The organism is Roseomonas marmotae (assembly GCF_017654485.1).
In the GTDB taxonomy this organism is placed as follows: domain Bacteria; phylum Pseudomonadota; class Alphaproteobacteria; order Acetobacterales; family Acetobacteraceae; genus Pseudoroseomonas; species Pseudoroseomonas marmotae.
Map to the genome: position 1 here is coordinate 282,203 of NZ_CP061091.1, position 19,212 is coordinate 301,414.

24 protein-coding genes and 1 pseudogene are annotated in these 19,212 nt (G+C 70.7%); 9 read left to right on the forward strand and 16 right to left on the reverse strand.

What is annotated here, in order from left to right:
* Nucleotides 1-4 precede the first annotated feature (4 nt).
* Genes IAI58_RS01320 through pncA form a run of 4 tightly spaced genes read left to right on the forward strand, consistent with a single transcriptional unit; the run spans nt 5 to nt 2,418 of the window.
* On the forward strand, nt 5-523 hold the full coding sequence (locus tag IAI58_RS01320; protein WP_207447984.1) for an urease accessory protein UreE: 519 nt from the start codon (nt 5-7) through the stop codon (nt 521-523).
* The gene (locus IAI58_RS01325) at nt 501-1,199 is read left to right on the forward strand and encodes an urease accessory protein UreF (RefSeq protein WP_237182469.1); all 699 of its coding nucleotides are present in this window, start codon (nt 501-503) and stop codon (nt 1,197-1,199) included. The genes IAI58_RS01320 and IAI58_RS01325 overlap by 23 nt, the downstream gene beginning before the upstream one ends.
* Complete coding sequence (gene ureG, locus IAI58_RS01330; RefSeq protein ID WP_207447988.1) at nt 1,196-1,807, forward strand: urease accessory protein UreG; 612 nt, start codon at nt 1,196-1,198, stop codon at nt 1,805-1,807. Before IAI58_RS01325 ends, ureG begins: the two co-directional genes overlap by 4 nt.
* Nucleotides 1,804-2,418 carry a bifunctional nicotinamidase/pyrazinamidase gene (gene pncA, locus IAI58_RS01335; protein WP_207447990.1) on the forward strand — a complete coding sequence of 205 codons (615 nt, stop codon included), beginning with the start codon at nt 1,804-1,806 and terminating at the stop codon, nt 2,416-2,418. Before ureG ends, pncA begins: the two co-directional genes overlap by 4 nt.
* Nucleotides 2,419-2,477: 59 nt before the next feature.
* On the opposite strand, the gene IAI58_RS01340 is transcribed toward pncA, so the two are convergent.
* The 8 genes from IAI58_RS01340 to htpX all read right to left on the reverse strand — a co-directional run bounded on the left by IAI58_RS01340 (nt 2,478) and on the right by htpX (nt 9,373).
* Nucleotides 2,478-3,323 carry a fumarylacetoacetate hydrolase family protein gene (locus tag IAI58_RS01340; protein WP_207447993.1) on the reverse strand — a complete coding sequence of 282 codons (846 nt, stop codon included), beginning with the start codon at nt 3,321-3,323 and terminating at the stop codon, nt 2,478-2,480.
* 13 nt (nt 3,324-3,336) lie between these two features.
* Nucleotides 3,337-4,086, reverse strand: a complete 750-nt coding sequence (locus IAI58_RS01345) for an SDR family oxidoreductase (RefSeq protein WP_207447995.1) — start codon at nt 4,084-4,086, stop codon at nt 3,337-3,339.
* A 165-nt stretch (nt 4,087-4,251) separates the two neighbouring features.
* Nucleotides 4,252-6,033 (reverse strand): IlvD/Edd family dehydratase, encoded by a 1,782-nt coding sequence (locus IAI58_RS01350; protein ID WP_207447997.1) that lies wholly within the window; start codon nt 6,031-6,033, stop codon nt 4,252-4,254.
* A gap of 87 nt (nt 6,034-6,120) precedes the next feature.
* Nucleotides 6,121-6,390 carry a hypothetical protein gene (locus IAI58_RS01355; protein WP_207447999.1) on the reverse strand — a complete coding sequence of 90 codons (270 nt, stop codon included), beginning with the start codon at nt 6,388-6,390 and terminating at the stop codon, nt 6,121-6,123.
* A 32-nt stretch (nt 6,391-6,422) separates the two neighbouring features.
* Nucleotides 6,423-6,590: a hypothetical protein gene (locus IAI58_RS01360; RefSeq protein ID WP_207448001.1), complete on the reverse strand. Its 168-nt coding sequence runs from the start codon at nt 6,588-6,590 to the stop codon at nt 6,423-6,425.
* A gap of 187 nt (nt 6,591-6,777) precedes the next feature.
* The gene (locus IAI58_RS01365; RefSeq protein ID WP_207448003.1) at nt 6,778-6,984 is read right to left on the reverse strand and encodes a cold-shock protein; all 207 of its coding nucleotides are present in this window, start codon (nt 6,982-6,984) and stop codon (nt 6,778-6,780) included.
* 183 nt (nt 6,985-7,167) lie between these two features.
* A complete protein-coding gene (locus IAI58_RS01370; protein WP_207448005.1) occupies nt 7,168-8,244 on the reverse strand; it encodes an alpha/beta hydrolase in 1,077 nt (358 codons plus the stop codon).
* Between the two features lie 145 nt (nt 8,245-8,389).
* Entirely contained in the window at nt 8,390-9,373 is a 984-nt protein-coding gene (htpX, locus tag IAI58_RS01375; RefSeq protein WP_208776002.1) for a zinc metalloprotease HtpX, read from the reverse strand.
* A gap of 42 nt (nt 9,374-9,415) precedes the next feature.
* Here htpX and IAI58_RS01380 point away from each other — a divergent pair, with 42 nt between their 5' ends.
* Nucleotides 9,416-9,601 (forward strand): succinate dehydrogenase assembly factor 4, encoded by a 186-nt coding sequence (locus IAI58_RS01380; protein WP_207448009.1) that lies wholly within the window; start codon nt 9,416-9,418, stop codon nt 9,599-9,601.
* A gap of 296 nt (nt 9,602-9,897) precedes the next feature.
* Here the strand turns inward: IAI58_RS01380 and IAI58_RS01385 are convergent, their stop codons facing one another.
* The 3 genes from IAI58_RS01385 to IAI58_RS01395 form a co-directional block, all read right to left on the reverse strand.
* Nucleotides 9,898-10,563, reverse strand: a complete 666-nt coding sequence (locus IAI58_RS01385; protein WP_207448011.1) for a PEP-CTERM sorting domain-containing protein — start codon at nt 10,561-10,563, stop codon at nt 9,898-9,900.
* Nucleotides 10,564-10,830: 267 nt separating this feature from the next.
* Complete coding sequence (locus tag IAI58_RS01390; protein ID WP_207448012.1) at nt 10,831-11,271, reverse strand: nucleoside deaminase; 441 nt, start codon at nt 11,269-11,271, stop codon at nt 10,831-10,833.
* Nucleotides 11,268-12,026: an SDR family NAD(P)-dependent oxidoreductase gene (locus tag IAI58_RS01395; RefSeq protein ID WP_207448013.1), complete on the reverse strand. Its 759-nt coding sequence runs from the start codon at nt 12,024-12,026 to the stop codon at nt 11,268-11,270. Before IAI58_RS01395 ends, IAI58_RS01390 begins: the two co-directional genes overlap by 4 nt.
* Before the next feature lie 117 nt (nt 12,027-12,143).
* On the opposite strand from IAI58_RS01395, the gene IAI58_RS01400 reads away from it, so the two are divergent.
* The 3 genes and pseudogenes from IAI58_RS01400 to rsmD all read left to right on the forward strand — a co-directional run bounded on the left by IAI58_RS01400 (nt 12,144) and on the right by rsmD (nt 14,410).
* The gene (locus IAI58_RS01400; RefSeq protein WP_207448014.1) at nt 12,144-12,857 is read left to right on the forward strand and encodes a gamma-glutamyl-gamma-aminobutyrate hydrolase family protein; all 714 of its coding nucleotides are present in this window, start codon (nt 12,144-12,146) and stop codon (nt 12,855-12,857) included.
* Nucleotides 12,854-13,621, forward strand: a pseudogene (locus IAI58_RS01405) (pseudouridine synthase); the annotation flags it as partial. The gene IAI58_RS01400 and the pseudogene IAI58_RS01405, both read left to right, overlap by 4 nt.
* Nucleotides 13,622-13,852: 231 nt before the next feature.
* A complete protein-coding gene (rsmD, locus tag IAI58_RS01410) occupies nt 13,853-14,410 on the forward strand; it encodes a 16S rRNA (guanine(966)-N(2))-methyltransferase RsmD (RefSeq protein ID WP_207448016.1) in 558 nt (185 codons plus the stop codon).
* A gap of 28 nt (nt 14,411-14,438) precedes the next feature.
* Here rsmD and IAI58_RS01415 read toward each other — a convergent pair whose 3' ends face one another.
* Genes IAI58_RS01415 through IAI58_RS01425 form a run of 3 tightly spaced genes read right to left on the reverse strand, consistent with a single transcriptional unit; the run spans nt 14,439 to nt 15,726 of the window.
* Nucleotides 14,439-14,936, reverse strand: coding sequence for an MOSC domain-containing protein (locus tag IAI58_RS01415; protein WP_207448017.1), 498 nt, complete (start codon nt 14,934-14,936; stop codon nt 14,439-14,441).
* A gap of 5 nt (nt 14,937-14,941) precedes the next feature.
* Nucleotides 14,942-15,322, reverse strand: coding sequence for a nuclear transport factor 2 family protein (locus IAI58_RS01420; RefSeq protein ID WP_237182891.1), 381 nt, complete (start codon nt 15,320-15,322; stop codon nt 14,942-14,944).
* Entirely contained in the window at nt 15,319-15,726 is a 408-nt protein-coding gene (locus tag IAI58_RS01425) for a hypothetical protein (protein WP_207448019.1), read from the reverse strand. Before IAI58_RS01425 ends, IAI58_RS01420 begins: the two co-directional genes overlap by 4 nt.
* A gap of 149 nt (nt 15,727-15,875) precedes the next feature.
* Between IAI58_RS01425 and IAI58_RS01430 the strand changes: the two genes are divergently transcribed.
* Nucleotides 15,876-17,108 carry a DNA methyltransferase gene (locus IAI58_RS01430; RefSeq protein ID WP_207448021.1) on the forward strand — a complete coding sequence of 411 codons (1,233 nt, stop codon included), beginning with the start codon at nt 15,876-15,878 and terminating at the stop codon, nt 17,106-17,108.
* A gap of 73 nt (nt 17,109-17,181) precedes the next feature.
* Here IAI58_RS01430 and trmB read toward each other — a convergent pair whose 3' ends face one another.
* Complete coding sequence (trmB, locus tag IAI58_RS01435) at nt 17,182-17,895, reverse strand: tRNA (guanine(46)-N(7))-methyltransferase TrmB (protein WP_207448023.1); 714 nt, start codon at nt 17,893-17,895, stop codon at nt 17,182-17,184.
* Nucleotides 17,896-17,971: 76 nt separating this feature from the next.
* Nucleotides 17,972-19,159: a methionine adenosyltransferase gene (gene metK / locus IAI58_RS01440; RefSeq protein ID WP_207448024.1), complete on the reverse strand. Its 1,188-nt coding sequence runs from the start codon at nt 19,157-19,159 to the stop codon at nt 17,972-17,974.
* Nucleotides 19,160-19,212 lie beyond the last annotated feature (53 nt).

Consider the following 19,212-nt stretch of genomic DNA (forward strand, 5'->3'; position numbering starts at 1 on the left):
GCCCATGGCCGAAGCCACCCTGCCCCGCGCTACCCAGGTCCTGCATGCCGGCCACTGGCAGGCACGTACGGCGAAGGATGTCATCACCGTCGATTTCGACGACCGCCACCGTCGCCGCAGGCGCTACACGGCTGAGAAAGGCCTGAGCTTCCTGCTGGACCTTCCCGAAGCCGTCGCGCTGCGCGATGGCGACGGGCTGCTGCTGGAAGGCGGCGGCGTGGTGCTGGTGCGCGCCGCGCCGGAGCCGCTGATCGAAGTGCGCGGGCAGGGCACGGAGCACCTGCTGCGGCTGGCCTGGCACCTGGGCAACCGGCACCTGCCCGCCGAGATCGGCCCCGACCGCATCCTGATCCGCGAGGACCACGTCATCCTGCGGATGTTGCAGGGCCTCGGCGCCACCACGGCCAGGGTGGAGGCGCCTTTCAACCCCGAAGGCGGTGCCTATGGCGAGCACAACCGCCATACCGGCCATCAGCACGGCGAATTGCATGACCACGGCGATGGCCACTTCCACAGCCATTGACGCCGCGGCCCTGCAAAGGCTGCTGAGCTGGCTTTCCCCGGCCTATCCCGTCGGCGCCTATACCTATAGCCACGGGCTGGAACGCGCGGTGGAGGACGGGGCGGTGCGCGACCGCGCCACGCTGGTCGATTACCTCCGCAGCGTGCTGGAGGCCGGGGCCGGGCGGATCGACGCGGCCCTGCTGGCCGCTGCCTTCCGCGCCGCTGAGGCCGGTGGCGACGCGGCCCTGGACGATGTCGCCGACCTCGCCGCCGCCTGGCGCGGCACGGCCGAGACGGCGCTGGAGACCATGGCCCAGGGCAGCGCCTTCCTGCGCGTCACCACCGCCGCCTGGCCGGATGCGCGGCTGGCAGCCTTCGCCCGGCGGCATGGCAGCAGCATCGCGCATCCCGTGGCGCTGGGCGCGGCCGCCGCCTGGCAGGGGGTGCCGCTGCGCGCGGCGCTTTTCGGCTTTCTCTCGGCTTTCGCGGCCAATATCGTCTCGGCGGGCGTGCGGCTGGTGCCTCTGGGGCAGACGGATGGGCAGGTCGCCACCGCCGCCCTGCTACCGGTTATCGAGGCTGCGACGGAAGCCGGCCTCACCGCCGATCCCGACCGCCTCGGCACTGCCGCGCCGATGCTTGACCTCTTCTCCCTGCGTCACGAGACGCAATACACGAGGCTCTTCCGCTCATGAGTAACGGTCCTTTCCGTGTCGGCATCGGTGGTCCCGTCGGTTCCGGCAAGACGGCGCTGACGGACCGGCTGTGCAAGCATCTGCGCGACCGCCACAACATCGCCGTCATCACCAACGACATCTACACGCGGGAGGATGCCGAATTCCTGACGCGCAGCGGCGCGCTGGCGCCCGAGCGCATCATCGGCGTGGAGACCGGCGGCTGCCCGCATACCGCCATCCGCGAGGATGCCAGCATCAACCTCGCCGCCGTCGACGAGATGAATGCCCGCTTCCCCGGGCTGGAAGTATTGTTCATCGAAAGCGGCGGGGACAACCTGGCCGCCACCTTCAGCCCGGAGCTGGCGGACCTGACCATCTATGTCATCGACGTCTCGGCCGGCGACAAGATCCCGCGCAAGGGCGGGCCTGGCATCACGCGCTCCGACCTGCTGGTCATCAACAAGACCGACCTGGCGCCGCTGGTGGGCGCCGATCTCGGCGTGATGGACCGGGATGCGAGGAAGATGCGGGGGCAGCGACCCTTCATCTTCACCAACCTCAAGGCCGGTCAGGGCGTAGCCGAGATCGCTGATTTCATCCTGAAAGCCGGAGGGATCGTGACATGAACCCCACAGACCTGCTGCTGGTGACGGATGTGCAGCCGGACTTCATGCCCGGCGGCGCGCTGCCGGCGCCGGATGGCGATGCGGTGGTGCCCGTCATCAACCGCCTGCTGACGCGCTTCGACCATGCCGTGGCGACGCAGGACTGGCACCCGGCGGACCATGCCTCCTTCGCCAGCCAGCATGCGGGGCGGAAGCCTTTCGAGAGCGTCATGCTGTCCTATGGCGAACAGGTGCTCTGGCCCGACCACTGCGTGCAGGGCACCCCCGGCGCCGCGCTGCATCCGGCGCTGGACACGCGGCGGATCGAACTGGTGATCCGCAAGGGATTCCGGAAGTCCATCGACAGCTACTCGGCTTTCCGCGAGAACGACCGCAGCACCAACACCGGCCTGCATGGCTACCTGCGGGAACGCGGCTTCAAACGTATCTTCGTCTGTGGTCTGGCGCGCGGCTATTGCACGGATTTCAGCGCCGAGGATGCCGCCGATCTCGGCTACGAGGTGGTGCTGATCGAGGATGCCTGCCGCGGCATCACGCCCGAGGCCACCGCCGCCGGCACCGCCCGCCTGCTGGCCAAGGGCGTGCGCATCCTCGCCAGCGACGCCCTGTAAAAACTCGAAGAAAGAAGATGGGGGCCTGGGGGAATTCCTTCCCCCAGCCTTTCCCGTTTTCAGCTGACCGCGACGGTCTTCTGCACCTGCTCTCCCAGGCCGGCGATGCCGAGGCGGATGGTCTGGCCCGGCTTCAGATAGACGGGCGGCTTCTGGCCCATGCCCACGCCCGGCGGCGTGCCTGTCGTGATGACATCGCCCGGATGCAGCGTGATGAAGTGGGAGACGTAGGAGACCAGCTTCTGCACGCCGAAGATCATGGTGCGCGTGGAGCCGTCCTGGTAGCGGTGGCCGTCCACCTCGCAGAACATGGCGAGGTCCTGCGGGTCCGGCACCTCGTCCTTCGTCACCAGCCAGGGGCCCAGCGGGCCGAAGGTGTCGTGGCCCTTGCCCTTGTCCCACTGGCCGCCGCGCTCGATCTGGAATTCGCGCTCGGAGACGTCGTTGCAGACGGTATAGCCGGCGACATAGTCCATCGCCTCGGCCTCGGTGACATTCTTGGCCCGGCTGCCGATGACGATGGCCAGCTCGACTTCCCAGTCGGTCTTCTGGCTGTCCTTCGGGATCTGCACGTCGTCATTGGGGCCGCAGAGGGCGCCCAGCGACTTCAGGAAGATGATGGGCTCCTTCGGGATGGCGGCCCCCGTCTCCGCCGCATGGTCGGCATAGTTCAGGCCGATGCAGACGAAGTTCTTCATATGCGCCACCGGCGGGCCGAGGCGCGGGCTGCCACTGACGGCGGGCAGGGAGGCCGGATCGATCCCCGCCAGCCGGGCCAGCCCGGCGGGGGAGAGCGCGTCGCCCGAGAAATCCGGCAGCACGCCGGAGAGGTCGCGGATCTCGCCATGGGCGTCCAGCAGGCCCGGCTTCTCCTGGCCCGGCGGGCCGTAACGCAGCAGCTTCATGGTCGGTCGTTCCTCAGTTGGTCCAGCCGCCGTCGATGACGATGGCCTGGGCAGTGACAAAGGTGCTTTCGGGCGCGGAGAGATAGAGCACGAGTTCGGCGATCTCCTCGGCCGTGGCCAGCCGGCCCATGGCCTGCCGGGCGACGAAGGCGGCACGCGCGGCCTCCAGCCCGCCGGCGCTGCCGGCATTGGCGGCGATCCGCTCACCGAGCGAGGGGGTATCGACCGTGCCGGGGCAGACGCAGTTGCAGCGGATGCCCCTGGTGACGAAATCGGCGGCCACGCTCTTGGTCAGCCCGACCACGGCGGCCTTGGTGGTGCCATAGACGAAGCGGTTGGCGACACCCTTCACCGAGCCGGCGGCGGAAGCCATGTTCACGATGGCGCCGCCGCCCTGGGCCAGCATGCCCGGCAGCGCGGCCTGGATCACCTTCCACTGCGCCCGCACGTTCAGCGCGAAGGCGAAATCCCATTCCTCGTCCGTCGCGCTCAGCACATCGTTCTGATGCACGAAGCCGGCGCAGTTGAAGACCACGTCGAAGGGTCCATTGGCCTCGATGGTGGAGCGGAGGGCGGCATCGTCCAGCACATCCAGCGCCAGCGCGGTGATGCCTGCCTCCGGCAGGCCCGCCAGCTTTCCCGCATCGCGGTCGGTGGCGACCACCGTGGCGCCTTCCCGCGCATAGGCCAGCGCGGCGGCGCGGCCGATGCCCTGCCCCGCCGCCGTCACGAAGCAGCGCTTTCCTTGCAGCCTTCCGGCCATTCGGTTCTTCTCCCCGCAGAAAGGCCGGGGGAAGGAATTCCCCCGGACCCCCATCTTCCTTTTTTGGCGCTTCCAGGGTGGCGCCGCCGAAACAGGCGCACCCCGATTCGAAGAAAAAAGAAGGGGCCCGGGGAATTCATTCCCCGGCCTTGCTCCCCGCCTGCCTTAGTGGTTGTGCCGGCTCTCGCCGCGCGTCTCCAGGATGTTCAGGTAGAGCGTCGCCGGCTCCAGGCAGCCGCCGGTGCCGAGCTGTCCGACCATGGAGCGGTAGATCTCCTCCCAGGGCGTCTTGTTCAGCAGCTTGGGCGGCGTCCAGGCGGCGCGGCGGGCCTCCATCTCCTCCGCCGGGATCAGCACGTCCACCTTGCGGGTCTTGAGGTCGATGCGGATCGGGTCGCCCGACCTCAGCAGCGCCAGCCCGCCACCCACCGCGGCTTCCGGGGAGACATTGAGGATGGAGGGAGAGGCGGAAGTGCCGCTCTGCCGGCCGTCGCCCATGGTGGGCAGGCTGTCGATGCCGGCTTTGATCATGGCGCCCGGCGGCTGCATGTTCACCACCTCCGCGCTGCCGGGATAGCCGACCGGGCCGCAGTTGCGGATGACCAGCACGGTATGCTCGTCCACGCCCAGCTCGGGGTCCTCGATGCGGTCGTGGTAATCCTCCGGCCCCTCAAAGACGATGACCTTGCCCTCGAAGACATCCTCGGGGTCGGAGAGGAAGCGTTCACGGAACTTCTTGTCGATGACGCTGACCTTCATCACCGCGCTGTCGAAGAGATTGCCGGAGAGCACGACGAAGCCCGCCTGTTCCTTCAGCGGCGTGTCATAGGCGCGGATCACCTCGCGGTCCGGCAGCGGCGCCCGCTCCAGGTCCTCGGCCAGGGTCTTGCCGCTGACGGTCCTCACGCCGCCATGCAGCTTGCCGGCGTCGTACAGCTCCTTCATCACGGACTGGACGCCGCCGCCGCGATAGAAGGCCTCGCCCAGGAAGCGGCCGGCCGGCTGGCAATCCACCAGCAGCGGGATATCGGCGCCGATGGCCTGCCAGTCCTCGGTGGTCAGCTCCACGCCCATGTGGCGGGCGATGGCCACGAGGTGCGGCGGGCAATTGGAGGAGGCGCCGATGGCGCTGGCCAGGACGATGGTATTCTCGAAGGCCTCACGCGTCATGATGTCGCTGGGGCGCAGGTTCTCCCGCACCATATCCACGATCCGCATGCCCGTGGCGTGCGCCATCTGTCCGCGCTCGCGATAGGCGGCGGGGATGCTGGCGCAGCCCGGCAGCGACATGCCCAGCGCCTCCGCCAGCGAGTTCATCGACAGCGCCGTGCCCATGGTGTTGCAGTGGCCGACGGAGGTGGCGGAAGAGGCCACCATCTGCATGAAGCCGTCGTAGTTGATCTCGCCGGCCGCGAGCTGCTTGCGCGCTTCCCAGACGATGGTGCCGGAACCGGAGAGCCGCCCCTTCCAGTGCCCGTCCAGCATCGGCCCGCCGGAGAGCACGATGGCCGGGATGTTCACGGTGGCCGCGCCCATCAGGCAGGCGGGCGTCGTCTTGTCGCAGCCGGTGGTCAGCACCACGCCATCCAGCGGATAGCCGTGCAGGATCTCCACCAGCGACAGATAGGCCAGGTTGCGGTCCAGCGCCGCCGTCGGGCGCTTGCCGGTCTCCTGGATCGGATGGATCGGGAATTCGAGGGGAATGCCGCCGGCGTCGCGGATACCGGCCTTCACGCGCTCGGCCAGGGCCAGGTGGTGGCGGTTGCAGGGCGCGATGTCGCTGCCGGTCTGGGCGATGCCGATGATCGGCTTGCCCGACTGCAACTCACCCCGCGTCATGCCGAAATTCAGGAAGCGCTCGATATAGAGCGCGGTCATGCCCGGGTCTTCCGGGTCGTCGAACCAACGCTGGCTACGAAGCCTGAACTGCTTCTTGGTCTGGTCCATCGGCCATTCGTCCTCTTCTCTCCCTGCATCAGCCTCCGCCTGGGGTCGGTGGCTGTCAATCCGGGAGGAAGAGGAGAAGGCGGAGGTTCAGCGTGCCTTGCCGTGCTTCGCCGCCCCGGGCCGGGGCTCAGGCTTGGGCAGCGGCGTGCGCGTCAGCGCCGCGATAGGCTGGCGCGGCTGCCCGGAAGCCTTGGCGATTTCCTCGTCCTGGCTCTCGATCAGCTTGCGCGCCGGCTCATCGCCATCCAGCCCGCCCAGCAGCTCCGCCGGCACCTTGCGATTCGAGCGGCGGGAGCCATCGGCGTAGAGGACATCGAACAGCACCCAGGTGCCGGTATTCCGCTGCTTGGCAGCCATAGTGAACTCCTGCCGCCAGGACAGCGGCGGCCTTATGCCTGGTCTTCGGACTCAGGCGGGGGCAGCGGCTGGTCGGTCGTCGCGGTGGTATCGCGCTCGGCCTTGCGCTGCTCGCGCTCGCGCTGCTTCTCGGCGGCCTTGGCCTGCTTGGCGCGGTCGCGATCAGCACGCTGCTGATTGTAGTTCGGGGTACGTGCCATGGGTGGATGCTCCCGTCTCGGTGGCAGGGGCGGGCGGTCCGCAGCCAGAGGGCATTGTCACAGCGCGCCGCTCTGGCGCGCGGATGCACCGCCAAGGAAGGCTGTGCAGCCGGCCGGGACGGACCCTGGGCAGGAAGCGCCCGGCCGGAAGAGGGTCACGCGCAGCAGCGCATGACCCGTCTATCGCTCAGGTGCGGCGGAGGTTACCGGCGGAAACCTTGCCGTCGCGGCCACGCTGCAGCTCGAACTCGACGCGCTCGCCTTCGTTCAGGCCCTGCAGGCCGGCGCGCTGGACGTCGGAGATGTGCACGAACACATCCTTCGAGCCGTCCTCCGGCTGAATGAAGCCAAAACCCTTGGTCGTGTTGAACCACTTGACGGTACCGATGGTCATCGGGGTGCTCCGTGAGAAAAAGTATTGCCGACGCACGACATGCACGACGGATCAACTTGATGGACGGGCACCAGGCACGATGCACGAACGGCCAGGCACGAGGCGCAAAGCCAAACCAGTCGACGACACCTATCTAAGTGTATCGCCGGCCGACCGCAACAGAGTTGGCAAAAGAGTGACCGTTTAGCCCGTCAAACCCTCTTCGAGAAAGACCTGCACCGCCTGGAAAAGCGCACCACGGTTCCGCTCCAGCATGATCCCATGCGTCCCCTCCCCCAGCAGCACCATCCGCTTGGAGGGGACGGCCGTCAGGGCCTGGAACAGGGCCAGGGCCTGGGCGGCCGGCGCCTCGTGGTCCCATTCCGCCAGGGTGATCAGGGTCGGCACCGTGACCCTGGCGGCGTCGAAAGGCGGCTGGCCGGATTGCCGCTCTGCCGCCGCGCCATTCGGCACCCGCAGCACGGAAGGCACCTGCCGCGCCCCTTCCGGGTCGGCGGCGAAGGTGGTGTCGGCCCAGTGCTCGTACCAGCCGGCGGGGAAGAGGGCGCCGCGCCGGTTGTCCGGCACCCCTTCCACCCAGCGGGCGCGTACCTCGGCCCGGGTCAGGCTGCGGTAGGAGGGCAGGCCCGGCGCCGTCCGGGCCGCGCCATTGGCCTGGGACGCATTGGCCTGGGAAGCACTGGCCTGAGCGGGCCTGGCCTCCGCCGGCCATTCCGGCGCATAGAGCACCAGGCGGTCCACCAGCGCGGCATTTTCGGTGGCGAAGCGCCCCATCAGCCCGGCGCCCCAGCCCCAGCCCAGATGCACCAGCTTCGGCACGCCCAGCTTCTCGCGGATGAAGGCGGCGGCGGCGGCGATATCGGCCAGGGCATCCCGGCTGGGGGTCAGCGGCTGGCCGCCCGGCGGCTGGCCCATCGCCGCCTCCCGAGTCGAGCGGCCGTAATTCCGCAGGTCCAGGCACCAGACATCGAAGCCGCGCCCGGCCATGTAATCCATCCAGGAGACGCCGCCCGCCGACAGGTCGAAGCTGGTGCTGGCGGGGAAGGTGCCGTCATGGACACAGAGCACCACCCGGTCCGCCCGCGCCGTCGTCGCCCCCTCCGGCCGCTTGTTCCGCAGATAGAGCTGGATGCCCGGGCCGGAGGGCACCAGGAATTCCTCCAGCACCACCCCCGCCGGCTGGGCGGAGACGGGACCCGCCGCGGGCAGCAGCAAGGGGGAAGCGACCAACGGGGCAGCGAGCAGCATGCGGCGGCGCATGGGGTTCTCCGGAGACATCGCGAGCGGTGGCAGCCCGCCCGGAGGCCAGCATAGGCCAGAACGGGACAGGCCGAAATCGGCCGGTGGAGCCTGAAAGCCGGCCGACCCGAGGCCGGCGCCGCGGGCGCCCCGGCCCGACGGTGCTTCAGCCCCAGGGGCCGCGTGGCGGCCGCGCCGCCGGCCGCGCCGCGCCGCGCGACCAGGGCCCGCCCCGGCCGGTGCCCGGCACGGAGCCGCGCATCGGCGCCGCGCTGGCCGGGCCGCTCCAGCCACCGCGCGGGCCGCCCATCCGCTGCGCCATCTCCATCAGCGCCGCCACGCGGTTCTCGGTGCGGGGATGGGTGGAGAACAGCCCGTCCATCCGCGCGCCGGAGAGCGGGTTGATGATGAACATATGCGCCGTCGCCGGATTGGACTCGGCCTCCGGGTTCGGCAGGACCCGCCCCTGCTCCAGCCGCATCAGCGCATTGGCGAGGCCCGCGGGGTTGCCGGTGATCTCGGCAGCGCCCTTGTCGGCCTCGTATTCCCGCGCCCGGCTGATGGCCATCTGCACGATGGCCGCCGCCAGCGGCGCCAGCAGCATGATCAGCAGCCCCACCAGCGGGCCCGGCCCCCGCTCCCGGTCCCGCGCCCCGCCGAACAGCCAGCCGAACTGCGCCAGCATACCTATGGCGCCCGCCAGGCAGGCGGTGACGGTCATGATCAGCGTGTCGCGGTTGCGGATATGCGTCAGCTCATGGGCGATGACGCCCGCCACCTCATCCTCCGGCATCAGCTCCAGCAGGCCGGTATTCACCGCCACCGCAGCGTTCTGCGGGTTGCGGCCGGTGGCGAAGGCATTCGGCTGGCGTTCCTGGATCAGATAGAGCGCCGGCATCGGCAGCCCCGCCCGCGCGGCCAGGGCCTCCGTCATCCGCCAGAGCGCCGGCGCGTCCTGCGGCCCGATCGGATGCGCGTTGTACATCCGCAGCACCATCTTGTCGCTGCCCCACCAGGCGAAGAGATTGGTCGCGCAGGCCACGGCCAGCGCCACCATCATGCCGCTCCGCCCGCCCAGCATCCCGCCGACCGCCACGAAAAGCGCCGTCATCGCCGCCAGCAGGATGGTTGTTCGCAGATATCCGCCCATGACCCCTTTTCCGTTCCGGCCTTCGCACCCCAGATGTTGCGCATGACGAAGCCTGAACAAGAGGCCGCCACGCCGGCCAGCCCGAACCCCGCCGAGACGGCGACCCAGCCTGAGGCGCCGAAACCCGCGAAGCCCGCCCCGATGCCGCCGGAGATCGGCGGCCCGGCGGGGCCGGAACCGACCCGCTTCGGGGACTGGGAACGTAAGGGACGCGTCAGCGATTTCTGAGGAGGCGCGGGCGACTTCGGAGGGAGTGCTGAGGGCGCGGCCGGGGCGGAGCGCCATCCGCCGGACGCCCGTGGCACCGGCATCTCGCCGGAAGGCCAGGGCGCCGGAGCAGGATGCCCCGGCCTTCCGTCCCCACCTGAAACCCGTGGATATGCCGGGTTCAGCATCTTTGCTCCATTGAGCGGAGCGGGGTCGGAAGCGGGGTCCGGGAGGGGCCGGTGCCCCTGGCCGGGGCAGTCACCCCATCAAAGCACGATGACGGCCGGATGCCTCAACGGCATCCGGCCAAGTCTGCGTCAGGCCGCGCGGCTACGGGCGCGGTGCACGGCGCCCAGGCCCAGCAGGCCCATCGCGAAGAGCGCCATGGAGGCGGGCTCCGGGACCGGGGTGGCGGTCAGGGTCACGCTGGCGGCGTTGGTGATGGTGCCGGTGGAGCTGAAGTACAGGTCGGAGAGGTTGAGCACGAACTCGCCGCCCTCGCCGAAGTTGACGGTCACCGGGTTGAAGTCGATGAAGAAGTCGGTGATCCGCAGGGGCGGCTCGAACAGATCGTTCACGGGGCCGGCGATGGCGCCGGTGATCGCGACGCTCTGGACGGTCGAGGCCAGCGGGCTGGTGAAGGTCAGGTTGGCCGTCACGCCGAGGTTGTCCAGCTCGCTGCCGCCGACGCCGCAGCCGGAGAGGACGTCGGCAATCGTGTTCCCGCTGTTGATGCAGGTCTCGTTCAGGGTGGCGCTGCCGAACAGGAACGAAGCGGTCTGGCCCTGGTTGAGCGAGAAGCTTTGCGCCGTCACCAGGCTGCTGAAGGTCACGTCGAGCTGGCTGTTGCCCGTGCCAAAACCGGAGCCCACCGACCAGGAGCCACCGGTGACGGTGAAGTTTACGGGGGCGGCCATGGCGGTCGCCATGCTCGCGACTGTTACGGCGGCGGCGGCGGCGAGGCCCAGAATCTTGGAACGCATGGGAAGTCCCTCTGACAATGTTTATCTCGCGGGCGGAAACCCTTCCGAGACCGAACCATTACGGTCCTGCGCTCAGCTAGAGCAAACAATGTGCCAGATGTTTTTTCTGTTTTAATTCAGTGTATTAACTGAATCGCGGCCGGAGAAAGATCCACAACCGTAAAGTCCAGGCTTACAACTGTTACGAGTATATATCGTTTCTCACGAAGGCCGGCCGACGGCGGCGGCGTGGAGAGGCCCGCCCTGAGCGGAACCGCGCGGCTACGCCTAGCGCAGCCGCAAAAAGAAATCCCGCAGCAGCCCGGCGCATTCGCCTTCCCGCACCCCGCCGATGACTTCCGGCGCATGGTGGCAGGAGGAGGCCTGGAAGATGCGCGCGCCATGCTCCACCCCGCCCCCCTTGGGGTCGTAGGCCCCGAAGACCACGCGCCGCACCCGGAAGAAGCTGGCGGCCTGGGCACACATCGGGCAGGGCTCCAGCGTCACGGTCAGGGTGCAGTCGGGCAGGCGCGGGCTGCCGCGGGCGGCGGCGGCGGCGCGCAGGGCCAGGATCTCGGCATGAGCGCTGGGGTCGTGGCATTCCTCCACGCGGTTGCCGGCACGGCCCAGCACGGTGCCGGCGGCATCCGTCACCACCGCCCCCACGGGCACCTCCCCCCGCGCGGCGGCGGCGCGGGCTTCCTCCAGCGCGATCTCGATAGGCGTCACGGACCGAGCAGCTGCCCGCCATCGACGACGATATTCTGCCCGGTCACCCAGCGCGCGGCGGGCGAGGCCAGGAAGAGCACGACATCCGCCACCTCCTCCGGCCTTCCGAGGCGGCCGCGCGGCATATTGGCCAGGGTGGCCCGGTAGAGCGGCGAATCGGCCCGGCGCCGCTGGTCCCAGAGCCCCTCCGGGAACTCGATGGAGCCGGGGGCGACGGCATTGGCGCGGATGCCCCTGCGGCCCAGCACGCGGGCCTGGTTGCCGGTCAGATGCACCACCGCCGCCTTGGCCGCGCCATAGGGCTCGGCCCGGCCGGGGGAGCGCAGGGCGGCGATGGAGGTGATGTTGACGATGGCGCTGCCGCCCTCGATGCCCGGCGCGGCCTCGGCCAGGAAGGGCTCGGCGGCCTGGCTGGCGCGCACCACCGCCATGACGTCCACGGCGAAGGAGGCCGCCCAGCCTTCCTCGTCATGGCTCTCGCCGAAGGCGGAGGCATTGTTCACCAGGATGTCGATGCCCCCCAGCGCGGTGGCGGCCTCGGGGATGAAGCGGGCGATGGCATCGGCATCGGCCAGGTCGCAGGGGGCGGCATAGGCGCCCTCCCCCAGCCCGGGGCGCAGGGCCTCCAGCCCGGCCAGGCCACGCGCACAGACGGCGACGCGCGCGCCGGCCCGCGCCAGGCCCAGCGCGATGGCGCGGCCGATGCCGCGGCTGCCGCCCATCACCACGGCGCGCCGGCCGGTGAGATCGAACATCGCATGCCTCCTTCTGCCGCGATGCGGCCAGGGAAAGGGTAAGCCCGCCGCACATGGGGGACAGCCGGCGTGGAATAGTATTTGTCGCAGCCCTCGCCACGGTCTAGCAACCGCCCCATGCGTAAGCTTCCCCTGATCGGCGTAACCTTGGATGCGGAACCAGCGGGCGGCTGGTCCAAATTGCCCTGGTACGCCATCCGCCAGAACTATCTCTCCGCCATCGCCGCCGCCGGCGGGCTTCCGGTCGCCCTGCCGCATGAGCCGGAACTGGCCGAGGCCTATCTGGAGCGGATCGACGGTCTGCTGGTCACCGGCGGCGCCTTCGATGTCGATCCCTCGCTCTATGGCGGGGGGCCGGCGCATCCGACCGTCTCGCTGAAGGCCGGCCGCACCGCCTTCGAGCTGGCGGTGACGCGCGGCGCGCTCGCCCGCGACATCCCTGTGCTGGGCATCTGCGGCGGCGAGCAGCTGCTGGCGGTCGCCTTCGGCGGCACGCTGGTCCAGCACATCCCCGACAGCATCGCCGATGCCCTGGCGCATGAGCAGCCCAACCCCCGCACCGAGCCGGGCCATGAGGTGGAGATCGCCGCCGGCACGCTGCTGGAGCGCATCGCCGGCACGGCGCGGATGGCCGTCAATTCCGCGCATCACCAGGCGGTGGAGCGGCCGGGCAACGGCGCCATCGTCAACGCGGTGGCGCCGGATGGGGTGATCGAGGGGATCGAGCATCCCGGCTACCGCTTCGCGCTGGGCGTGCAGTGGCACCCGGAATATGCCGTGGACCCCGCCGATCCCCGCATTTTCGATGCCTTCGTGGAGGCCGCGCGATGAGCGAGGACGACAACACCCCCGAGACCGGCGCGCGCGGCGAGCGCGTCGCCAAATGGCTGGCCCGCGCCGGCGTCGCCAGCCGCCGGGATGCCGAGAAGCTGGTGGCCGAGGGCCGCGTGCGCCTGAATGGCGAGACCGTGGAAAGCCCCGCCACCTTCGTGGCCGAGGGCGACAGCGTCAGCCTCGACGGCAATCCCGTGGGCGCGCCGGAGCGCACGCGGCTGTTCCGCTACCACAAGCCCGACGGGCTGGTGACGACCCATAAGGACCCCGAGGGCCGCCGCACGGTCTTCGAGGAACTGCCGGCGGGTCTGCCGCGCCTCGTTTCGGTCGGGCGGCTGGACCTGACCAGCGAGGGGCTGCTGCTGCTGACCAATGACGGCGCCCTCTCCCGCCGCCTGGAACTGCCGGGCAATGCCTGGATCCGCCGCTACCGCGCCCGCGTGCACGGCTTCGTCGACGAGAAGGCGCTGGCGCAGCTGGCGCGCGGCGTGACCATCGACGGCGTGGCCTATGGGCCGATCGAGGCCGGGCTCGATTCCCGCCAGGGCACCAATTCCTGGCTGACGGTCAGCCTGAAGGAAGGCAAGAACCGCGAGGTCCGGCGGGTGCTGCAGCATCTCGGCCTGACCGTGACGCGGCTGATCCGCGTGGCCTATGGCCCCTTCCAGCTCGGCACCCTGCCCAAGGGCGCGGTGGAGGAAGTGAACGCCAAGGTGCTGCGGGAGCAGCTGGGCCTGGAGGCGCCGCCGCGCGTGAAGCGTGGCGTGGATCTGGCGGCGGAGGCGGCGCCCAGGCCGGCCGAGCCGCTGCCGGAGCCCATCGCCCGCAACCGCCCGGCCAAGCCGCCGCAGCCCAAGATCCCGCGCGCGCGCAATGCCGCCCGTTCCCTCGGGCTCGACGGCCCGCCGCGCCCCTCGCGCGGTGGCGGGGCCAAGGCGGGCGGGCCGAAGCCCGGCACCCGCGCCGCGCGCCGCCCGCGCGACTAGCGGGCGATGCGGATCGTCGCCGGCCGCCATCGCGGCCGGAAGCTCGCCGCGCCTGCCGGTGCCGCCACCCGCCCGACTTCCGAGCGGATGCGGCAGGCGCTGTTCGACATGCTCTGGCACGCCCCCTGGGCCGGCCGCGCGGCGGTGGAGGGGCAGGCGGTGCTGGATGCCTTCGCCGGCACCGGCGCGCTGGGGCTGGAGGCGCTCTCCCGCGGCGCGGCCTCGGCCAGCTTCATCGAGAAGGACCGCGCGGCGCTGGCCGCCCTGCGCGCCAATATCGCCGCCTGCCGGGAGGAGGAGGCTGCGAAGGTCCTGGTGGCCGACGCCACCCGCCCGCCGCGTGCCGCCACCCCCTGCTCCCTCATTTTCCTGGACCCGCCCTATGCCCAGGATCTGGTGCCCCGCGCCCTCTCGGCCCTGGGTGCGGCGGGGTGGATCGCTCCCGCCGCGCTGATCTGCGCCGAGGTGGGGCGGGAGGAGACGCCGGAACTGCCGGGCTTCGAGATCCTGGCGGAGCGGGTGCATGGCGCCGCCCGCGTGCTGGTGCTGCGCGCGCCGGGCTGACACCGGGCTGCGGGCGGAGCGGCGCCCCTCAACTCTTCTCCCGCGTCAGCGCATCGCCCAGCCGGATGGCGCCGTCCTCCAGCACCCGCGCGGTGATGCCGCCATGGCCGCGCACGGCATTGTAGCCGCCGGGGCCGAATTCCTCCTCCATGCGGGAACAGGGGTGGCATTCGCCGCTCATTTCCAGCAGCGCGCCGCCCAGGCGGAAGCGCCGGCCCTTCAGCGCCAGCAGGTTCAGGCCGGAAATGACGAGGTTGCGCCGCAGCCGCTCCGGCGCCGCCGGCCCCTCCAGGCCCAGATAGGCGCCGATGGCCGCCAGATGCTCGGCCTGGATCAGCGTCACCTGCCGCGCGCCCTCCCGCCCGGCATAGCGGTCGCCCGCCAGCCCCTGCCCGGCCCGCAGCCCGGCGGCCGCCACCACCTCCATCGCCGCCCGCCGGGCCGGGCGCAGCCCGATCCAGCAGAGCCGCCCTGGGCGCAGCGGCCCCTCCAGCAGCCGGGCCAGGGGCGAGGCCGGGTTCAGCACCCGCCTCAGGCCACCGCCGCACCCGAGCAATGCGCCGCCAGCACCCGCAGCCCGGCCTCCTCCCGCCGCCAGACGCGGGTGTAGCGGAAGGCGCCGACGAAGGCATTGCTATCCCAGGTGCCCGCCAGCTCGGCCCGCAGCGTCACCACGGCGGCATTGCCCGCCAGGCGGATCTCCTGCTCCGAGACCTGCACCCGGGTCAGCCGCAGCAGGCCGGTGCGATGCGCCTCCATATCCTCGGACTTGCCGATCACCCGCCCCGTCTGGTCGGTGAAGATCAGCGCCTCCGACAGCAGCCCGTCCAGCGACACCACGTCTCCGGTCAGCGTCGCCTCGCGCAGCGCGGCCTCGGCTTCCTCCACCTCTGCCTCGGTGATGATGGTCACTGCTGCGTGGCCTGCCGCAATTCGTCCAGCGCGGCCTGCGCGGCGGCACGGGCCGAAGCCACCTCCGGCCGCAGCAGGAAGCGCTGCTGACGGGCATGGAAATCGGCGTCCTCACCCTCGGTCAGGGCCATGAGGTCGGCCAGGAAGCCCTGCACGGCCTCGGGCGAAGGCGTGGCGCCCTTGGCATTGGCCTCGTCGATCCGCAGGATCAGGTCGCTCAGCCGGCGCAGCCAGGCGAAATCAGGGTCATGCATCACCGCCTGCAGCAGCGCATAGGGGTTTCCACCCGCCGGATGGCCCGCCGCCTGCGCGTTGAGCAGCGCCCGGTGCCAGCCCGCGATGGCCGCCGCCAGGCGCTTCGAGGGATGCGCCGCCGCCGCGCGCCGGGACGTAGGAACGGTCATGCCGCGGTTCTCCTTCACTCCAGAGATGCCAGGGTTAGCGGCGATCGGCCCCTGCTGGCCAGGGGTTCGCACCAGCGGGCGCCTCCAGGCTTGTACCGGTGCGGCGGCGATGCTAGGGCTGGGGCGGGACAGAGCCCGAGAGAGCGCCGATGGCGACTGCCGCAATCCTGCCGCCCCCGCCCGCCCCGGTGGCAGGGGCCGGTGACATCGCCGCGCAGGTCCGCGCCTTCGAGGGACATGGCCGCCGGACCGAGAGTCTGGTGGAGGAGGGCATCCCCTACTGGGTCAATGCCTTCTGGACCGTGCGGCAGCGTCAGGCGCATTCGTTGCACGAGGTCAGCTACCGCGCCTGCTTCAAGGCCCAGTTGCCGGAATTCTTCATCGCCCGCCTGACCACCCCCGGCGAGGCGGTGCACGACCCCTTCATGGGCCGGGGCACCACCCCCGTGCAGGCGGCGCTGATGGGCCGCCGGCCGCTGGGCAACGACATCAACCCCCTCTCCACCCTGCTGGCCCGGCCGCGCCTGAACCCGCCGGCCCTGGACGCCGTGGCGGAACGGCTGCGGGAGGTGCCCTGGGCGGAGGGCGGGGAAGCGCCGGAGGACCTGCTGGCCTTCTACCACCCGGAGACGCTGCGCCAGCTGATGGCGCTGCGCGGCTGGCTGCTGGCGCGCGCACCGCTCACGCTCGGGGAGCCGGACCCGGTGGAGGACTGGATCCGCATGGTCGCCATCAACCGCCTCAGCGGCCATTCCCCCGGCTTCTTCTCCGGCCGCTCCATGCCCCCCAACCAGGCGGTCTCGGTGCGGGCGCAGCGGCGGATCAACACGCGGCTGGGCCTCACCCCGCCGCGGCGGGAGGTGGCCGCCCTCATCCTGAAGAAATCGCGCGCCCTGCTGGCCGATGGCCCGCCGCCCGCGCATCCGCCCGCCCTGCTCTGCACCGGTCCGGCCGCCGCCACCCCCGCCATTGCCGCCGGCAGCGTGGCGCTGACAGTGACCTCGCCGCCCTTCCTGGACGTGGTGCAATACGCCGCCGACAACTGGCTGCGCTGCTGGTTCGCCGGCATCGACGCCGCCGCCGTCCCCATCGCCATGCACCGGGGCGAGGCCGGTTGGACGGCCATGGTGCGGGCGGTGCTGGCCGAGCAGGCGCGCATCCTGCGCCCCGGCGGGCACCTGGCCTTCGAGGTAGGCGAGGTACGGCGCGGCCGGCTGCTGCTGGAGCGGCTGGTCTGGCAGGCGGCCGAGGGCCTGCCCTTCGAGCGCCTGGGCGTGCTGGTGCACGACCAGGCCTTCACCAAGACCGCCAATTGCTGGGGCGTGGCCAACAACACGGCCGGCACCAATACCAACCGCGTCGTACTGCTGCGCCGGCTCTGAAGCCGGTCCCGGTCACGGCGATTTACCTGACCGGGTATAGAGGGAAGGCGGAAGCGGCTGAGGCTCCGGGCGCTCAGCGCCGCTGCCAGACCCAGTACATCGGCTGCCGCCCCTCGCGCAGGGCCTTGGCCTCGTAGCGCGTCGGCGGCCAGCCCTCCGGCCGCGTCGTGTCCAGCGAGACCTGCTCGAACAGATCCTGCGCCCCCATCACCTCGATGACCCATTGCTGGTAGGTCGGGTCGTCGGTGGCGATGCGCCACTGGCCGCCGGGGCGGATGGCCGCCGCCAGCACCGGCAGGATGGAGGGATGGACGAAGCGCCGCTTGGCGTGCCGCGCCTTCGGCCAGGGGTCCGGGAACATCAGGAAGAGGCGCGACAGGCTGCCCTCCGGCAGCATCCGCAGCAGCCGCCGCGCATCCTCGGTCCAGAGCCGCAGGTTGGGCGGCAGCGGCGCCGTGCCCTCCCCGCCCTCCGGCACCAGCCGCGTCAGCAGGGAGCAGATGCCGTTCTCGAAGACCTCGGAGGCGATCAGCCCCACCTTCGGGTTGGCCTGCATCTGCGCGTAGCTGTGCTCGCCGCCGCCGAAGCCCACCTCCAGCCAGACCTCCTCGACCGGCGCGGCGAAGGCGCGGGCGGGACCGCTGGCGGCATCCTCGGGCGAGAGTTGCAGGCGGGGCAGCGTCACCTCCAGCAGCGCCTGCTGGCGCGGCCGCAGCGGGTGGCCGCGCCGGCGGCCATAGAGGCGGTCGGGCACCGGCGGGGGATTGGCGGCGGTATCGTCGGTCATGCGGCAGAGGCCCATTACGTCAAAGGGGGCGGCGCCGGCCGGCACCACCCCCCACGGTCACGAACTCAGGAAGGGATCAGCGGTTGAAGGCGCGCTTCAGCTCATCCGCCAGATCGGTCTTTTCCCAGGTGAAGGTGCCGAGGTCGGCATCCGGCGTGCGGCCGAAATGGCCGTAGGCGGAGGTCGGCACATAGATCGCGCGGTTCAGGTGCAGGTGCTCCCGGATGCCGCGCGGGGAAAGGTTGACCATCCCGTTGACGACCTTGGCCAGCTTGGTCTCGTCGATGTCGCGGCCGGTGCCGTGCAGGTCGAAATAGACCGAGAGCGGCTTGGAGACGCCGATGGCGTAGGAGACCTGGATGGTGCACTTCTCGGCCAGGCCCGCGGCCACCACGTTCTTGGCGAGGTAGCGGCAGGCATAGGCGGCCGAGCGGTCCACCTTGGTCGGGTCCTTGCCGGAGAAGGCGCCGCCGCCATGCGGGGCCGCGCCGCCATAGGTGTCGACGATGATCTTGCGCCCCGTCAGGCCGCAGTCGCCATCGGGGCCGCCGATCACGAAGGTGCCGGTCGGGTTCACGTAGAACTCGTCCTCCGGCACCGTCCAGCCCTCGGGCAGGGAGGTGGCGACGATCGGGCGCACCAGCTCGCGCACCTGCTCCTGCGTCATCCCCTCCTCATGCTGGGTGGAGACCACGACAGAGGTCACGCCGACCGGCTTGCCGTCCACATAGCGCAGCGTCACCTGGGACTTGGCGTCCGGCAGCAGGCCGGCGACCGTCTTGTCCTTGGAACGGCGCAGCTCGGCGATGCGGCGCAGGATGAGGTGGGAGTAATACAGCGGCGCCGGCATCAGGTCCGGCGTCTCGGTGCAGGCATAGCCGAACATGATGCCCTGGTCGCCGGCACCTTCGTCCTTGTTGCCGGCCGCGTCCACGCCCTGCGCGATATGGGCGGACTGCGCGTGCAGATGGACGGAGATCTCGGCATTGCGCCAGGAGAAGCCTTCCTGGTCGTAGCCGATGTCATGCACGGCCATGCGGGCGAGATGCGCCAGCAGCTCATGCGTCACGCTGCCGGGGCCACGGGTCTCGCCGGCCAGGATGATGCGGTTCGTGGTGACCAGCGTCTCGCAGGCCACGCGGGAATAGGGGTCGGCTTCCAGGAAGGCGTCCAGCACCGTGTCGCTGATGCGGTCCGCGACCTTGTCGGGATGGCCTTCGGAAACGGATTCCGAGGTAAACTGGTATTCGCCCTTGTCGCGCATGGCCTTATCGTCCTCTTGTCGCGATGGCGACCGGCTTGCCCCGGCCTGGCTAT